Annotated in this window: 12 protein-coding genes and 1 pseudogene; 8 read left to right on the top strand and 5 right to left on the bottom strand. The window is 72.4% G+C overall.

Features of this window, described 5'->3' with window-relative positions:
• Positions 1-1,145 precede the first annotated feature (1,145 nt).
• Both ACFVUY_RS42525 and ACFVUY_RS42520 read left to right on the top strand, forming a co-directional pair.
• Complete coding sequence (locus tag ACFVUY_RS42525; protein WP_387737294.1) at positions 1,146-1,790, top strand: hypothetical protein; 645 nt, start codon at positions 1,146-1,148, stop codon at positions 1,788-1,790.
• Positions 1,791-2,130: 340 nt separating this feature from the next.
• On the top strand, positions 2,131-2,613 hold the full coding sequence (locus ACFVUY_RS42520; protein ID WP_387737292.1) for a hypothetical protein: 483 nt from the start codon (positions 2,131-2,133) through the stop codon (positions 2,611-2,613).
• A 10-nt stretch (positions 2,614-2,623) separates the two neighbouring features.
• On the opposite strand, the pseudogene ACFVUY_RS42515 reads toward ACFVUY_RS42520, so the two are convergent.
• Positions 2,624-2,929: pseudogene (locus ACFVUY_RS42515) on the bottom strand (transposase); the annotation flags it as partial.
• Between the two features lie 63 nt (positions 2,930-2,992).
• On the opposite strand from ACFVUY_RS42515, the gene ACFVUY_RS42510 reads away from it, so the two are divergent.
• From ACFVUY_RS42510 to ACFVUY_RS42500, 3 genes are all read left to right on the top strand, one after another.
• Positions 2,993-4,234, top strand: coding sequence for an alpha/beta hydrolase family protein (locus ACFVUY_RS42510; protein WP_387737291.1), 1,242 nt, complete (start codon positions 2,993-2,995; stop codon positions 4,232-4,234).
• Between the two features lie 245 nt (positions 4,235-4,479).
• Positions 4,480-5,631, top strand: coding sequence for a hypothetical protein (locus ACFVUY_RS42505; RefSeq protein WP_387737290.1), 1,152 nt, complete (start codon positions 4,480-4,482; stop codon positions 5,629-5,631).
• A 361-nt stretch (positions 5,632-5,992) separates the two neighbouring features.
• Entirely contained in the window at positions 5,993-6,358 is a 366-nt protein-coding gene (locus tag ACFVUY_RS42500; protein ID WP_387319898.1) for a hypothetical protein, read from the top strand.
• A gap of 719 nt (positions 6,359-7,077) precedes the next feature.
• Here the strand turns inward: ACFVUY_RS42500 and ACFVUY_RS42495 are convergent.
• The 3 genes from ACFVUY_RS42495 to ACFVUY_RS42485 form a co-directional block, all read right to left on the bottom strand.
• Positions 7,078-7,617, bottom strand: coding sequence for a hypothetical protein (locus ACFVUY_RS42495; protein ID WP_387695947.1), 540 nt, complete (start codon positions 7,615-7,617; stop codon positions 7,078-7,080).
• A gap of 281 nt (positions 7,618-7,898) precedes the next feature.
• Positions 7,899-8,939 carry a helix-turn-helix domain-containing protein gene (locus tag ACFVUY_RS42490; protein ID WP_387695946.1) on the bottom strand — a complete coding sequence of 347 codons (1,041 nt, stop codon included), beginning with the start codon at positions 8,937-8,939 and terminating at the stop codon, positions 7,899-7,901.
• A gap of 199 nt (positions 8,940-9,138) precedes the next feature.
• Complete coding sequence (locus tag ACFVUY_RS42485; protein WP_387737289.1) at positions 9,139-9,714, bottom strand: hypothetical protein; 576 nt, start codon at positions 9,712-9,714, stop codon at positions 9,139-9,141.
• 751 nt (positions 9,715-10,465) lie between these two features.
• On the opposite strand from ACFVUY_RS42485, the gene ACFVUY_RS42480 reads away from it, so the two are divergent.
• Entirely contained in the window at positions 10,466-10,981 is a 516-nt protein-coding gene (locus tag ACFVUY_RS42480) for a hypothetical protein (RefSeq protein ID WP_387737288.1), read from the top strand.
• 587 nt (positions 10,982-11,568) lie between these two features.
• Here the strand turns inward: ACFVUY_RS42480 and ACFVUY_RS42475 are convergent.
• Positions 11,569-12,402, bottom strand: a complete 834-nt coding sequence (locus ACFVUY_RS42475; RefSeq protein ID WP_387737287.1) for a hypothetical protein — start codon at positions 12,400-12,402, stop codon at positions 11,569-11,571.
• A 364-nt stretch (positions 12,403-12,766) separates the two neighbouring features.
• On the opposite strand from ACFVUY_RS42475, the gene ACFVUY_RS42470 reads away from it, so the two are divergent.
• Positions 12,767-13,183 carry a CU044_2847 family protein gene (locus tag ACFVUY_RS42470; protein WP_387737286.1) on the top strand — a complete coding sequence of 139 codons (417 nt, stop codon included), beginning with the start codon at positions 12,767-12,769 and terminating at the stop codon, positions 13,181-13,183.
• A 4-nt stretch (positions 13,184-13,187) separates the two neighbouring features.
• A partial coding sequence (locus ACFVUY_RS42465) for a trypsin-like peptidase domain-containing protein (RefSeq protein ID WP_387737285.1) occupies positions 13,188-16,717 on the top strand: 3,530 nt, incomplete at its 3' end.

Here is a 16,717-nt window from a genome sequence, read left to right as displayed (position 1 = left end):
CCGTCTGCTCCGCAGACATGACGCGCCGTCACTAGCGTGACGGAGCGTTGCGGCGCCCCTCCGGGGCGCAGTAACGGATGGTAGTTGCGGCGCGTCCGCGCCGCTGGTCTGGGTGGGCTCGGCCTGGTGGTCGGGCTTCCCTTCTCCGGGGGTGCCGGCGCTCCGCACCGGCGGACCCATGACACCCCGTCCGGACCCGGCCTTGGCCGTATTTCTGATGGCCAGTAGAGGTTTTGGCGCACTCCGTGCGCCTGGCTGACCGGGAGGAGGGGGTGGGTCCTCGCCTTCGACGCCGCCCTCCCGCCCCGCGATGGCCCAGGCCCACACCCCGACCACCTGACTGCATAGTGTCACAGACCGCAGCCCCGCCACAAGACCCCACCCCACACGCCATCACCCACTGTCAGTGGTTCAGACCTCCCACAGTGGTCTGAACCACTGACACCGGACAAGCCCACCAACAGCCCCAAACAATGCCCGCGACCCCATATCAGAATCCCACCGTCAGCCAATCCTGCCGCAGACGGCCTCCCCATCCGGCCACACCCCACAGAATGCATCACCCCGAACCCCCGTGTAGACCCAGAAATCCACCCCAAAACCCCTCTCAGAAAACCACCCCCGACCGCCGTTGACGATGTGACGCAGAATTCCGGTGCAACCATAAACTCCACCCCGAAAGCCCCATGCGAAAAGCCCATAACCCCGGGACGGCACCGAACAGGCCCCGGCGCAGCACGGCGCCGTCGGCAGGCCGGCGGAACAGCGGGACGGGCGACGAGCAGGCCCCGCCGCCACCCCCGGGACCCGGGCACCGGGGCGCAGCGCCGTGCCAGGTGCCGACGCCCCGGACGGCGGCGAGCACGGCCCCCAGGACGGCCCCAGGCCCCGGCCCGGACAGGCGGGCGGCGGGGCCGGGCACCACCTCGCCGGCGACCGGGCGCAGCCCGGCCGCGAGGAGGCGCGGACGGCCGCGAGGACCGGGCGGGCATCACGGGTGTCGGCGTACACCCGGGTCTACCCAGGGCGGTACAGCTGAAGGTGCTCAGGTTTCACGCTGAACCCGGCTCGACAGAACGCGGCGCCTCGCGTAATCGGGAGGCGCTGAGGGCAGGTTGTGCGGAACACTTCGCCGGGTGATCGTGATGCAGCCCGTCCTGGAGATCCGCAGCCCTGATGGCTTTGACCTCTGGCCCGTCTCCGAGACCGAGGCGGCCAGCTTCCTGCCCCTCAGCGGCGGACTCTCGCCCGCCGAGGTCGGGACGGCGGTGATGCGCATCGTCAGCTGCAACGACATCGACCCCGACGACGACCCCGCCAACAGCCGCCCTCCCCGGCCCGCCGACCCGCTCGGCTCTTTCCTTCACGGACTGCTGACCTTCGACAACCTCTTCGCGGCCGGCGGTCTACGGATCACCGACACCACCACCGGCACCGTGTTCCTGCCCGGCTGCTGCGACGGGCTGGAGGACTGGCGCGACTGGCACCGGTTTGTCGAGCGCGGCGGCCTGCTCGGCTTCGGCCACGAACCCGTGTCACCGGTCGCGGAGTGCATCGGCGACACCGTCCGGCTCACGGTCAACGCCGAGCAGAGCGACAGCCCGGTGATCGAACTACCCGTCGCTGAACTCCGCAGCCTGCTCGCTGGTGCCGAGCACGACCTGGCCGGCTTCCTCGCACTGGCCGCCGACTGGGCCCGCTGGCGACTGCCCAACCACCAGGCTCCTGTCGCCGCCGCCCTTGCCCGGGTCCTCGACCTGCCCGCACCTGCCGGATCGCCCGAGCAGTAGAACAGCGGTCCCAGTTCCACCGGCCGAACCGAGCTCGACACAGCACCCAAGCCTGCGCGCAGTGAGCACGTTCACGTGTACGCGGCTGGGCACCTCAATGTGTACGCCGACAAGGGGCTCCGGGGCGCCCGGGCGCCGCCCGGTACCGCGCCAGCGGCGAGCGGCACGACCGTCGGCGAACCGGGGCGGTCGACGGCGAGCAGGACCAGGTGGGTATCAGGGGCTCGGGCGCGGACGGCGACCCGCCCGGGCGGCGGCGATGGCCTCCGGGGGGTGCCTCTATAGGGTTCGTCAAGGAAATCGGGCTGCGTTCGGGCGGGTGGCCAGGCAGCATGGCGGGATGCCGGATCTGCTGTGGGACGACGTCAGGAACTTCTTCGACCCTGACCTGATGGGGTCGCTTCCGGATGCGCGGGTCGCAGACACGTCGGTCGAGGACTGGCAGGCGGTGCTTGATCTGATGCGATCGCAGGGGTGGTCGTGCGAGTACTCCGAGGACGGCGTCGTGGCTCGGCTGCCGCGAGCTGCGGACATGCTGGCCCGCAGCGAGGGCGCCGACGCACTGTTGAGGGTCTGGCCCGCCACTGGATTCTTGGTGATCTTTCGAGCATATGAGGCCAGCTCGATCGACTTCGATGTTGATCTGCGGGAACTGCGGGGCCAGGACGGCGTCAATCTGCTGTGCCGTCTGCTGCGGGCGATCGGGCGCCGGCTCGGCAAGCCGGTGACGTTGAGTCCGGAGTCTGACCCGCTCCACCCAGTTCTGGGGTTCGATCCTGCGGCTGACCGCGTAGTGCTGCTGGCGGATCCGCACGTTAGCTGACTGCCGTGGCCTGCTTGTTGCCCCGGCGGGACGGTTGCTCGCCGCGTATGGAGGAGCCGGAACTGCGGGTCGCCGGGGCGAGCCCGGCGTAGGAGGCGAGGTGGGCGGCGGTCGGGAAGGCGCTCGCGTCGCCGACATTGATCGGGACCCGGGCGCCGGTCCGGGTCCCGATGCCGGGCATGGACGTGAGGACCTTCGACAGCGGGTGCTCGTCCAAGAGCTCCTGGATGCGCTTCTCCAGGAGTTTTCGCTGGTCGAGGACGGCTCGCAGTGATCCGGCCAGGCTCGGCGGGATCGTCCCCCGGTAGGACGCCCCGCACCCCTCGGCGGCGGAACCCTGGTGGCGACCCCGCAGCCGCACCGCCCAAGGAGCCCGCCCATGCCCCCGACCCGCCGCGCCCTGCTCGGCACGCTCGGCTTCACCGCGCTCGCCACCGTGGCCGCCGCCCCCGCCCCGGGAAGCCGCCCCGCCACCCCCGCCGAGGGACCCGGCACCCCCGTCCCGCTGCGCCTGCCCGCGCCCACCGGGCCCTGGCCCGTCGGCACCGTCGCGCTGCACCTGGTCGACGACAGCCGCCCCGACCCCCTCCTGCCCGCCAAGCCCTACCGGGAGCTCATGGCCGGCCTCTGGTACCCGGCGCAACCCGGCGCCGGGCACCCGACGGCTCCCTGGCTGCCCCCGGCCGCGGCGGCCGACTGGGACGCGCACTCCGCACCGGCCCTCGGTGTCCCCGCCGGCGCCGCCGACTGGCGGGGGATCAGAACCCACTCCCGCACCGGCGCACCCGTCGCCCGCCGCGCTGGCCGGCTGCCCGTGGTGCTGTTCTCCTCCGGCGACGGCGGCTCGCGCGCCCTCGGCACCACCCTGGTCGAGGAGCTGGCGAGCCGCGGCCACCTCGTCGTCGCCATCGACTCCACGTACGAGGCCGAACAGGTCGAGTTCCCCGGCGGCCGGGTCGAACGCGCCCTCCCGCTCCCCGACGACCTCACCCCGGAGGTCATCGCTGCCCTCCTCGCCGGGCACTCCCTCGCCCGCCTCGCCGACGCCCGCTTCGTCCTCGGCGCACTCGACCGGCTCGCCCGCGGGGACCGCCCCGACACCGGCACCGACCCGCTCCCGGACGGGCTCGCCGAAGCCGCCGACCCGGCCAGGACCGGCGTACTCGGGCAGTCCCTCGGCGGCTCCGTCGCCGCCCAGCTTGCCCACGACGAGCCCCGCGTCCGCGCGGCGGCCGACCTCGACGGCGCCCTCCTCGGACCCGTCGCCGACAGCGGCCTCGCCAAGCCCTTCCTGCTGATGGCCTCCGGCACGAAGACCCTGCGCACCGAACCGAGCTGGGCCTCCTGCTGGGCGGCGTCCACCGGCCCCCGGCATGCACTGCGGCTGCGGAACGCCGCCCACGGCTCGTACACCGACCTCCAGGTCCTCCTGCCCCAGCTCGTCCGCCGCCTCCCGGTCCCCGACGCGGCCGGACTCATCGGCACCGTCGACCCCCGGCGCTCCCTGGCCGCCCAGCGCACCGCCGTCACCGCCTTCTTCACGCGCTACCTGACGGGGCGGCCCACCGGCTTCCTCGACCGGCCCGGCGACGACTGGCCGGAGCTGGAGGTACTGCGCTGAACCGGCCCGCCCGACACCCCTTGTGGCGCCGGGCGGCACGGCCGTCCGGCCAGGAGCGGGGCGGCACCGGGCGTGGCCTGGAGGTCGGCCGGGTTTCGGCGGTCGCGGCCCGGATCGCCGGGCCCGGCGGGCTGGCGCGGCAGCACCGCCGAGCAGCTGCTCGCCGCCCGCCGCTACGCGCTGACCGGGGACCCGCGGGCCGTCGAGGGACCGTGGGCGGCGACGGGACGGCTTCCCGCCCGCTGGTGCCAGCAGTCGGCCGGGCGAAGGCCTGGCACCTCACCGCGGCCGGCTCCGCCGGGGCCGCCACCTTCCCCGAGACCCTGTGCCCGAGCGCCCCGGTGCCGGGCTCGGAGAAGCCGGCGGTCCGGCACGGGCGCGAGCCCCTGCTCGACGTCGGGCGGATCCACGCCGCCTTCGTCACCGATGCCCGCGCCCGGGGCGAGGCCTGTGGCCCGCTCGGCCTCGTCCCCGCCCCGGAGCTGCCCGTCGCCAGCGGCGGGGTGTACCGGCCCGCCGCACATCTCGCCTACACCGCCTACACCGGCGACGACCGGCACCGCCTGCGGGCGTTCATCGAGCGCCACCGGCCCGGGGCCGGAGACGAGCAGACCGCGGCGCAGCTGGCGGCCTGCGCTCACCTGTGGGAGCAGGCGGGCGAGGACGGGACGGGTCGGGCGTGGGAGCGGCGCTGGCGGTCCTTCCCGCGGCTGCTGGTGGTGCTGGTCGGCACGGCGGCCGCCGGGGTGCGCTCGGCGGTGGCGGACCTGCGCCTCGCCGCCGAGGAGAACCAGGCCGTCGCCGGGATGCTCACCGCCGTCCCGGCCAGCGCCGCGCGCATCGAGGACCTCATCCAGCGCGGACCGGCCGCCCCGGTCTGGCACCCGCTCGGCGGCCGGGGCGGGGCGAAACTCACTGGCTCAGGTCAGGGGCAGGTGGAGCGGGCCCTGACGGCGAGCAGGGCCAGGTTCCCGGCGGCTGCGGCGGGGCGGAAGTCGAAGACGCCGGCGAACGGTCCGGTCACCAGCAGCAGGACCTCGTACGTGCGCAGCGCCCGCCACCACTCGCGTCCGGCGATGACCTGTCCGTCGAACCAGGCCGTGCTGTCGGGCCGGTGCACCGTCAGGCCGGGCTGGTTGGCGTTGGCGGTCCAGCCCGGTGCGGGGTCGCGTTCCAGGACGCCCGCGTCGCGGGCCCATCCCTGCCCCGCTGCTGTCGGGCCTCGCGTGCCGGCGGGGACCACCAGTACCGGGCACCGGCCCGGGATCAGCTCCGGCCATGCCCCGCCCACCAGCCTCGTACCCACGGCGATCTCCACCCGATGCTCCCTGCCCCACCCCCCGCCCCGGCACACCTCCCCGTGCCGGGCCCCGGCCCATCATCCCCCGCACCCATGAACCGCGACACGGCATCGACCACACCGGCCATGGAGCCTGGCGGTCGTCCCTGCCCGCCGGTGTCCGCCGCATCGGAGGAACGCGGCCGCGGGCCGAGGAAACGGCCGTAGGACGTCACCGGCCAGGCCCTGGCCGTCCATCCGGCCGGCCTTGGGGTGGGCGGGGGCGACGCGGCGCAGCCCGGAGGCGAGGCGTGGACGGTCTCCTGGTTGCCGGGGCTACGGGTGGGTGCGGCGGTGGCGTCCGGTGGGGCGGGTCGGGTCGGTGAGCGGGGGCAGGTCGAGGGCGGTGGGGTGGCAGATTCCGCGCGGGCCCGTCGACACCCCGCGTACGCTCTGGTCCAGCGGAAAGGGGAGCGGCGATGGAGCGGGTGGTCGACCTGGACCAGGCGGCGGTGGAGGTGGCCACTCGGATGTCGGGGTGGCGGGTCGGCGGGCTGACGGTGGGTGAACTGACCTGGCGTGATCATGCGATCCCGTGGTCGCAGCAGTTCTTGACGAACCGGGCGCGGGTGGGCGATCCCGACTCGGTGGGAGTCACGCTCGCCCGCGGGGAGGACCAGGCCCTGGAGGTGGTGCTGTACCGGGGTGGCTGGGCCGATGTGGACTTCATGTCCGGTGACGACGGCGGAGCCCTGCCGGCCGCGGACATCACCTCCGCAGCGGACTTCGGCCGGCGCCTGGACCGCTGGGTGGCCCACGTGTTCGGGGCCCGCCCTACGGGCTGACCACTGGGCCGCACCGGCCTTCGGCACCACCCCCGAGAGGCCTGGCCGCCCTTCGCCGTGCCGAGGTGTACTGGCCGGTGCTGCGCGAGCAGCGGTGGCAGCGGATCCGCGAGACCGACCCGCAGTGGGCCGCCATGATGGAACAGATCACCAAACGGCCACCCCGCCACCAAAGACGCTGACAACCACCCAGAGGGGGCCGCCAGGCCCCGAACAGCGGCCCCGGACGGCCCCAGGCCCGGCCCGGACAGGCAGGCGGCAGGCGGCGCAGCACCACCACGGCGAGCACCACCAGAACCACGACGACGACCCGGCGCAGCGGGCGAGCAGCACCTCGACGACCCGGCACAGCCGGCGCAGCACGAGCACCGGGACGGCGAGACGGACACCGGCCCTCCCGCCGACAGCGACCAGGCGCGCGGCCCGCCGAGGGCGGGCCCAGGGGTTCAAGGTCTCGTCCAGCCGACTGTCGGTGGGTCAGTGCCGGACTCCGGGTGAAGGTCTCTCTGGAGACCGCCTCGCGCGTCTCATCAGCCCCAGTAGTTCCGTTCGCCGAACGGTCACTGTGACCGTTCGGCGAACGCTTCCGTGAACTCCGCATTCCGGGCAATGGCTAGTTGACCTGCTGCTCTGAGGTTCAGAAACAGGCACTCAGGGCCATCCTGACAGGCCGGGCGCAGTGGCGTACGAGGTGGTGGGCGAGGGCGGCGACGGTGGGGTCAGCGGCCTCTGGTGTTGCTGGCCCAGACCGCGGTGTGGTCAGCCTTATAGAGGACCAGGTTGCCGTCGTTCTGGAATGCAAAAACCGAGCCCGAACCGGCCCACCAGGTGCCCGTCGACCACAAGGCGGAACCGTTCGCATCGTAGACGACGAAGTTCCCGTCGGCCTGCATCAGCGCGTACGCACCCGGGTGGTTGTACGTGCCGCTGGCCCATATCGCCGTACCGTCCATCTTGTACAGCACGAGGTTGCCGTCCGCCTGCATGCCGAACACGTAGGTGCGGTCGTAGTTGCAGTACGCATCACCCGCTTGTATGGCCGAGGTCGACGATTTCCAAGCGATGTCCGCTTTCTGGGCCGGCGCCCAGCAGGTCGCAGCCAGGCCGGTTCCGGCAGCAAGTCCGGTTGCCACACGGGATCCCGACGCAGGCGAGGCAAAGCTAGACGGAGAGCCCCCCGGCTCCGCCGCAGACGCACTGCCAGCCAGCGGGGCCAGCAGCAAACCGGCGCCGAGCGCAGCGATAACGATCTTCCGCACTTCCATTCACCTTCCAAAGGACAAGCCCCCTCCCGATCGGGCGGCGGCAAACGAAATCTACAACGGCACCTCGTGCACGCAGAGATCAGTCAACTTTGACGCACTAAATTCGAATGCGCAGAATCCGATTCCAGGCCACGGGGGTCAAATTGCGGAAATCTCGCGACAAGAATCTGAAAGCGAATTAATTGGCACTCTTCTTCAGCCTGCTTCTTCGACTCCGTTCGCTCGATGTCCTGTTGTGGCCCGCCGGTCTGCACCGCCCGGGCACGACTTCGAGACTAGAAAGCGGACGCCCGTCGGAATGTGCGCTCCGTGCGGGGATCCTCGACGCTCCGTGCGAGGGCCCCGGCAAGGCTCTGTCTCCGGAACTCGGTCGGAGTGAGCCCGTAGGCCTGACGGAAGGTCCGGCTGAAGACGGTCGCGCTGCTGAACCCCCAACGGTTCGCTATCGACTGCACCGTGTACGCGTGGAGCCGGGTGCTGGCGAGGTCCTCGTGACAGCGCTCCAGCCGGCGGCGGCGGATCCAGGCGTGGACGGTCTCCGACTGCGGGTCGTGGGAGCGGAACAGCTGGTGGAGGCTGCGCAGCGAGATGTTGTGCCGCGCGGCGACGGTGCCCGGGGTCAGCTGCGGATCGCCGAGGTTGTCCTCGATGAAGGCGCGGATGCGCTCCAGCAGCACCCGCGCGCGGACCTCGACCGGCAGCTGCCCCGCGTCGTCGAGCCGCTGGGCGAGCAGGGCTGCGGCGAGTTCCACCGCGACGGTGCCCAGCCTGCGCAGCTCCGCCGCCTCGCAGGTGTCGCCGTGGGCCTCCAGACTGTCCAGGAAGCTCATCAGCACGGCCGCGACCCCGTGTCCGCCGGTGAGCCGCCCGGCCAGCAGCCGCTCCAGGCGCCGGCCGGGCAGCGGGAGCAGGGTGCGCGGGAACTGCAACATCGTCAGCCGGACCGGGCCGGGTCCGGGCGGGATCCGGGTGTCGGACGGGTGCGAAGTGTCCCAGAGGACGAACTCGCCGGCCCCGATCCGGTTCTCGTTTCCCGACTGGGACAGCACTGCGGCGCCCTTGCGGATCAGCGCCAGCTGGTACTGCTCCGGGTCACCGCGCCGGATCAGGGCCGGTGTCCGCCGCGACCGCAGCGGCGAGAAGACGAACCGGGCCATCCGCAGCGGCCCCAGGTCCAGCATTTCGGCCTCGGCGCGGAACTCGGTGGACGGTTCCGGGCTCATCGCCGTCGGCATCACCGTCTGCGCGACCGTGTCGTTGAACCAGTCGAACCGTTCGCTCGGCCGCACGGTTTCAGGCAGCAAGGAAATCCACATACCGCTTTCCCCCCGAAAAGTGGATGACAGGGACTCACGTCCCACACGCAAGGCTGGTTCCGCCGGGGGCATCATGCCACCGAAGAGTGCCCTCGTGGGGGAAGCCGGGGCGAGCGGTCAGAGCACCCACGGCCACGGCCCAGGGGCGGGGCGGCGGGACAAGCGGGGCAGGCGGGTGGGACGGCGGGGCAGGGTGTGGTCAGCGGTGCAGGGTCAGGTGCTGAACAACGTCGACGTAGCCGCCGGACGTGGCGATCGAGTGTCCTTCGATCGGAGGCCGGGGTGCCTGGGGCAGGCCGGCGTCCCGCAGGAACCAGGTCGCCTGCTCGGTGCGCTGGCGGACCAGTTCGCTGTAGAAGGCGCCCGCCTCCCGTTCGAGGAGAGCGATCGCGGCGTCCGACGGGCAGGGCGGGTAGCAGGCCAGCGCCAGTCCTTCGACGGCCCGCTGCCAGTCGGCGAGGTAGCCGTTCACCAGGCCGATGGTCTGCAGTGCGTCCTCGCGGCGCTGGGCGGGGGTGCGCCTCAGGCCAACAAACGGACCGTCGTCCTCGTCCAGGTACGCCTCCTCGTAGTCGTCCTCGCTGAACGCGCTGAGGGTGTCGGGGATACCGGCGACGGCGGCCAGGTACTCGGCGGCGGCCTCGTGGTACTCGGCGGGCAGGGCGGCGAACACCTCGGCGTAGGCGGGCGAGGCCAGGGCGTCGGCGGCGGTGAACGGCGGAAACGGCTCACCGGGCTTCGGGAACAGCGGGCCGGCGGGGGCGGTGTCGGTCACGATGGGGCTCCTGGTCGGCGCGGTCGTCGCCGCGCGGGTGCGGGGCGGTCGGGTGGTCCAACGAGAACGGCCGGCTGTACGGGGTGGGCCGGCGTGTGGTCGGTGTAGGGTCCGCGACTCCCTGCGCACTGGTTCCAGCGGAAACACCGGAATCCGGGCTCGATGCGCAGTCGTCCGGTCGGCCGGGGATACGCAATCCCTCGGGGGCGCCGTGGTCTGACGATGGACCGCCTTCGGTATCGACGCTGGTCACGAGATCCATTGCGCACGCAGGCCCAGAATTGCGCATCGAGTGCGCATCCGGCGCGGCCGTTGCGCATGGAGACGCGGAACCTACAGTCGGCGGTGCGTGTAGGATCTCGCGGCCCGTGTCGGACGGCGGTCCCGTGACCTGCGGGTTCGTACGCAGTCTCACGTCGTGTCGGATGCACGGCGTCTCAGCTCCGTGTCGGAAGTCGACGGGGCGGGCATCCCGGGCGCAGCACCGCGCCGGCGGCGAGCGGCACGCTGCGACCAGGAGGCGGCGTAGGTCAAGGATGGACGACAGGATCGCGGCGGGGACGGCGCAGCAGGGGCCCGGCTCGGCGGCAGGGTGGGCGGGCCCTTCGCCGGCCTTGACCGGCGGCGTGGTTCCCCGGGGGGTCCGGCGCAGCTGTGGTTGGGTCGAGCGGGACCTCGCCGCGGCGGCTTCGGTTGGCTACGGCCGCGGGTCGACACTGCGGACCGGCGACGTTTGAGGAGCGCACTCCCTATGCCACCGAACTTTCGTCGGGTCACCGACTGCGCCGAGACCGCGACCCATTCCACGACCCGTTACAGCAGCCACAGGGCCCGGCGTGCCGAGTACGTGGTCTACGCCTGCGAGTGGCACAGCCTGAGCCTCACCAGCAGCCGATACTTCGGCTGCCGCCACAATCTGCGTCCGCTCGCCGACGACCAGCAGCAGCGTGGGTGCGGTACCATGCTCGACCACCGTCCGGCCGACCGCGTCGCCGCCGACCACTTCCGTCTCTGGCTCATCGCCGGGACGCCGGTGGTGGACGGCCAGGTGCAGCGGTGGCGCGACTGGGCCCACCGGCTGCGGGGAAACTACGAGGCCCACTACCTCGGACACGGAGACCCCCAGGTCGCCGCGCACCTGGACCTCGCCCTCTCGGTGGCCGACCGCGCCCAGGTCGGCGAGCACACCCCGGAACAGCTCACCGCCGTCCTCGACGCCCTGGCCGCCACCGAACACGCCTTCCTACAGACACTGAAGGACATCTGACGCAGGCCACACCACGACGAGCAGAACCAGGACGACCGGCTGGTCCACCACACCGCAACACCCGGCCGGGCCGGGCCGGGAACTGGACGGCGTCCCACCGAAGACCGGTGGGACGGCCCAGCAGGCGGGACAGGACGAGCAGCAAAGAGCCCCGGCCTTCGCCGACACCGGCTCCCACCCCGTCTCCGGCGTCGGCGTATTCGGCAATGAGGTCGCGTCGGGCAAGGGGGCGCCCACCGCGAACCGGTGAGCAACCCGGGACGGACCGCCGGTCGGCTCCGGTAACGTGGCCTTCGCCCCGGCCCGGCGCCGTCCCCGGTCGACCGCCCTTCCGTTCACGGCCCGTCCGGCGCCCCGGACGGGCCGTGAACGTTCAACGCCACCCAAAGAACGGGCAGGGCGAGGTGGTCGCGCAGGGTGGGGCCGGCGGGGGCGATGCGGAACACCCCGCACGGCTGAAGCAACGGGACGCCCTGTCGACGAACTCGTCCAGGCCGCCCGGCTGACCTACCGGCAGACCACCCGCGTGGAGCAGCGGGACGCCCGGCGATCCGCGCCCTGGTCAAACGCGGTGAGCCGATCGCCTTTCAGGCTGGATGGGGTGATCGGGCCCGATCGCTGTAGAGAGCGACGGCGGACTCGGCCATACCGACAGTGTTCTTGACCGCGGCCACCACCGCTCCCAGGGGCGCGCTGATGCGCAGCGAGTGGACGTCGCCGTCGGTGGCCGTGATCCGGCGCTTCAGCACGGCCAGCGTGCCGGACTGGTCGCCGTGCGCGAGCGAGCTGCACAGGCTCCACCACAGCTCCGCGTTGGCTGTGCCCGTCCGGTTGCCGGCGTCGGCCACGATTTTGCCGTACCCGGGCATCCTCAGATTCCCATTCGTCAGGTCCGCTTCCTGCACCCCTGCGGCACGCAGCAGGGCCTTGATCCGGTTCTTACGCTCTTCGACCTCGGCTTTGTCCGGCTCAAAGTCCAAGAGCGTCGCCTTCGCCGTGACGTTGGCTATGTCCGCGTGGTGCATCCGCAGACAGCGGCTCACTCGATCCAGCCGCCGCGACGGGCCGAGCAGCCACACTGCGCGAGCAGCGTTCTCCAGCGCCGCGCGCAGGAGTGTGAAGGGGGCGTGGGAGTGCAGCAGCATCTGCTGCTCACCGTCCTTCACCTCGCGCCGTACCAGGGCGGTCAGGGCACGCAGGTGGTCGATCGCCACGACCAGGGCGAGGACGGCGCTGTGGGAGAGCCGGTAGGGGTCGGTCCTCGCATCGTCACCGGCGAGCGCGCTGCCCGCGCCGATCTGCCACAGCGGCTGGCCCTCACCGGTGTAGGGGGCGAGCGCGTCGATGCGGCCGAACTGTGCCAGCAGGGCGTGCACCAGCACCGCATGGTCCGCGTGGTCCGGAACTTCCAGGGTCGTCATGGCAGAACGCTACGAGTCGCCCGGCACACGGTTCCAGGTGATTTCCGTCCGTCGCGACCGGACGGCTGCGGGTGCGCGCCCCAGCGGCTTGTACTGCGCCGCCTCGTCGTCCCGTTGTCGCAGCGTGGCGCAGACGGCGCTCCGCCGCCGGGCCGACCTCAGGGGCGGTCCCGGCGTGGAGATCGTTTCCCCGGCTGGTGTCTGCGGGTGCTCCCGGCGTGGTGCTTGTGCGGCTGTTCGGGCAGCCGGTCAGGATGATCCAATCGTCCCTACCTGTTGGGGAGTTCGCGGTTTCGTGGTGTGCGGGTGCGCGTACTACGGTGTGCGCGTTGCCGTCGTGGGGCGGCGTTGAGGGAGGGGTGTCGTGGGGCAGCAGTTGGCTCGGGTGCCGTTGGACGGCGGGGGTTCGATTCTCGTCGAGGCGGAGGAGGCCGCGGCGGGGCCGGTGAAGGCGGGCCGGGTCGGTGATGCGGTGCGGGAGCTTCCGGAGAGTCTGGGGTCGGCGCTGGAGCCGGTGACCGGCCTGGCGCGTACGGTGCTGCACCGGTTGCGGGAGGCGGGGCCGAACGAGGTGCAGGTGGAGTTCGGGGTCGATCTCTCCGCCGCGGCCGGTGTGGTGATCACGAAGACCGCCGCCAAGTGCCATCTGACGGTGCGCGTGACGTGGCGCAAGGACGAGGCCGACGCCGCATCGGGTGCCGCTCGCACGGCCGACGCTCCCGAGGGCGACGACGAGCCGGAGACCGGCGTCCGCGCGGCCGGCGACGAGCCGGAGGACTGACGGGATGACGGTCGGACGGGGGATGGTCCGGGCCGGTGCGGCGGACGGCCTGGCGGCGGCCGTCGCGCAGGTCCGCGACGAGGACGACCTGGTGGTCGGGGCGGGCTTCCTCGTCGCCGACGACCTGCTGGTGACGTGCGCGCACGTCCTGGCGGACGGCCGCTACGGCCCCGGTTCGACGGTGACGCTGGTGTTCCCGCGCGCGGACGGCGCCCCGGAGGTCACCGGCATGGTGCTGGAGGACCCGTGGCGCGACCCGCGGGAGGAAGACGTCGCCCTGGTGCGCCTGGAGCGCCCGGTCGGGGTGGCGCCGTTGCAGTTGGGGTCGGCGGCGGGCGCGCGCGGGCACAGGGTGCGCTCCTTCGGATTCCCCCAGCAGGCGCCGCCGGGCGGGCACTACGGGTTCGCCACCGCGGGCGGAATCCTCCCGGCCGCCGACAGCACCGGTGAACTGCTGCAGCTCACCGCCGCCAACGACCTCACCCAGGGCTTCAGCGGCGGACCGGTCCTGGACGAGACGACCGGTCTGGTGGTGGGAATGCTCACCTCGATCACACCCCCCGACAACCACAACCGCGGCCAGGAAATCGCCTACGTCACCCCCACCTCCGTCCTGCGCCAGGCATGGTCCGGGCCGGACAGGCCGGACGAGCTGGACGTGTCGCCCTACCGGGCGCTGGAACCGTTCACGGCCGAGCACGCCCGCTGGTTCCGGGGCCGCGAGGACGCGGTGGACAGGGTCCTCGCGGGCCTGGCCGGCGGGCGGCGGGTGGTGCTGCTGCTGGGCCCGTCCGGGTCGGGGAAGTCCTCGCTGGTCCAGGCCGGGGTGCTGCCCGCGCTGGCCGAGGGGCGGCTGCCGGGCAGTGACCGCTGGCGCCAGGTCCTCACGCGGCCGGGCCCGGACCTGCCGGGCGCCCTGGCGCGGGCGGGCCTGCCCGGGGGCGAGGCCGAGGCCCCTGGGGCGGACGCCACCGATGGTGTGGATGCCGCAAGCGGAGGGGCCGATGCGGTCGGTGAGCCCCGTGTCGTGCTGGTCGTAGACCAGTTCGAGGAACTCCTCGCCCCCTCCGCCGGCCCCGAGGGCCTCCAGGCACTCGCCCGGATCACCGCCGCGATCCGCTCCGACGCCCCGCTCAGCGTGGTCCTCGTGATGCGCGACGACTTCTACTCCCGCCTGTCCGCACTCGCCCCCGACCTGCTGGACACCGCCCAGCAGGCAAGCGGTGTCCTCAACGTCCCCGCCACTCTGAGCGCCGCGGACCTGGACGCGATCGTCACCGGCCCCGCCCACGACCTGGACACGGCCTTCGAACCGGGCCTCTCCGAGCAGATCATCGCCCACGTCTTGGACCTGAACCCCCGCACCGCCGACACCGGCGGCGCCCCAGTCACCGTGCTCCCCCTGCTCGAAGTCGCCCTCACCCGGCTGTGGGAACGCCGCCTGGAGTACGACGGCCGCCTCACCCACGACGCCTACCAGCGCATCGGAGAAGTCACCGGCGCCCTCACCGAATGGTGCGAAACCGCCCTGCGCGAACTCGACCAGGACCAGCGGAACACCGCCCGCAAAATCCTCACCGCCCTGGTCCGCCCCGCCGACCCTTCCCTGAACATCCCGGCAGCGCGCCAGCAGCGCCCACTCGGCTACCTGCGCGAACTGGCCGCCGCCGACGACACCCCCGACGCGCTGCGAGCCGTCGACGAAGTACTGGCGGTCCTCTCCCAGCACCGCATCGTCACCACCGACCGGCTCCACGACGACGCACGGCCGGACGGCCCGCCAGGCACGGAGGGGACAGCGGTGGCCGAACTGGTCCACGACGCACTCATCCGCGACTGGGTCACCCTGCACAACTGGGTCGAGGAGGACGCCCGCCTCCACGACTGGCTCCACCGCGCCGGCCAACAGCACACCCGCTGGGAGAAGCGGCGCGACCCCCAGGACCTGCCCACCGGCACCCTCCTCGCCGAAGGCACCGACCTGGCAAAACACCACCGGCTACCAGGTCACCTCGACGCCTTCCTGAAAGCCGGACACCAACGCCAACAGGCCGCCGCCCGCCGCAGCCGACGCCTCAACACCGTCCTGGCCACCACCCTCGCCCTCGCCCTGATCGCCACGGGGATCGCGATCTGGCGGCAGCAGGCAGCCGTGGCCTCCCAGCAGGTCGCGCAGTCCCGGCAGCTCGCCGCCCAATCCGCCTCCCTGGCAGCCAGCGACCCCGAGCTCGCCGGCCTCCTCGCGGTCGCCGCCTACCGCACCAGCCCCACCAAGGAGGCCGCCGCAGCCATCCGCAGCGGCGCGCACCCATTCCTGCGCCCTCGCTTCGGCAGTAAGTCCTACTGGAAGTCCTACTGGGGCATGTCTGCGGTGGCGTTCATCCACGACGGGCGAACCCTCGCCACCGTCGAAACTGACGACGGTACCTTGCGGTTGTGGGATGCCGTCACTGGCGCCGCCGTCGCCAACCCCACCACCGGCACCGGCACCGGCACCGGCACCGGCCAATTCGCCAACCCCACCACCGGCACCGGCCCGGTGCAGTCGGTGACGTTCAGCCCGGACGGGCACACCCTCGCCACCGCCGGTGCCGACGGTTCCGTGTGGTTGTGGGATGCCGTCACTGGCGCCGCCGTCGCCAACCCCGTCCCCGGCCACACCGGCCCGATGCTGGCGGTGATGGGGCCGAACAAGGCGCCGGCGGTGCCGGTGCCGGACGAGCCGTATCGCGGAAACCCCGAGTCCGTGCCCGTGGGGGTGTGGGACGCTGTTGTTGGCGCGACCTTCTTCCCTGGCACCGGCGGCCACAGTGGCCTGGTGCAGTCGGTGACGTTCAGCCCGGACGGACGTACCCTCGCCGCCGTCGACACTTTCAGCGGTTCCGTGGTGTTGTGGGATGCCGTCACTGGAGAGGTCGTCGCCAACCCCATCACCGGCCACACCGAGCCGGTGCAGTCGGTGGCGTTCGGCCCGGACGGGCGAACCCTCGCCACGGGCGGTGCCGACGGTTCCGTGCGGTTGTGGGATGCCGTCACTGGCGCGGCCCTCGCCAACCCCACCACCGGCCACACCGGCCGGGTGCTGACGGTGGCGTTCAGCCCGGACGGGCGAACCCTCGCCACGGGCGGTGCCGACGGCAGGGCACAATTGTGGGACGTGGCCACGATCAGAACGGTCACCACCACCGCCAGAGTCGTCCCCGAAATTTCCTACAGCACGCTCCGCCAGGGGACAGTGTCGCCGATGCTGTTCAGCCCGGACAGGCACATCCTTGCCACCGGCGGCGCCGGCCACGGCGGCTCCGTGCGGCTGTGGGACACCACCACCGGCAAGCCCTCTGCCGACCTCAAGCTCGACCGCATCGGTGACGTGAAGGCGGCGGCGTTCACCCCGGACGGGCACACCCTCGCCACCGTCAGTGCCGAAGGCTCCGTTCGGCTGTGGGACACCACCACCGGCAAGCCCTCTGCCGACCTCAAGCTCGACCGCATCGGTGACGTGAAGGCGGCGGCGTTCACCCCGGACGGGCACAC

Source organism: Kitasatospora sp. NPDC058063, assembly GCF_042885395.1.
Taxonomy (GTDB): Bacteria; Actinomycetota; Actinomycetes; order Streptomycetales; family Streptomycetaceae; genus Kitasatospora; species Kitasatospora lactacystinica.
Note: the sequence above shows the minus strand (reverse complement) of the source record. Positions and strands in the feature narration are given on the sequence as shown.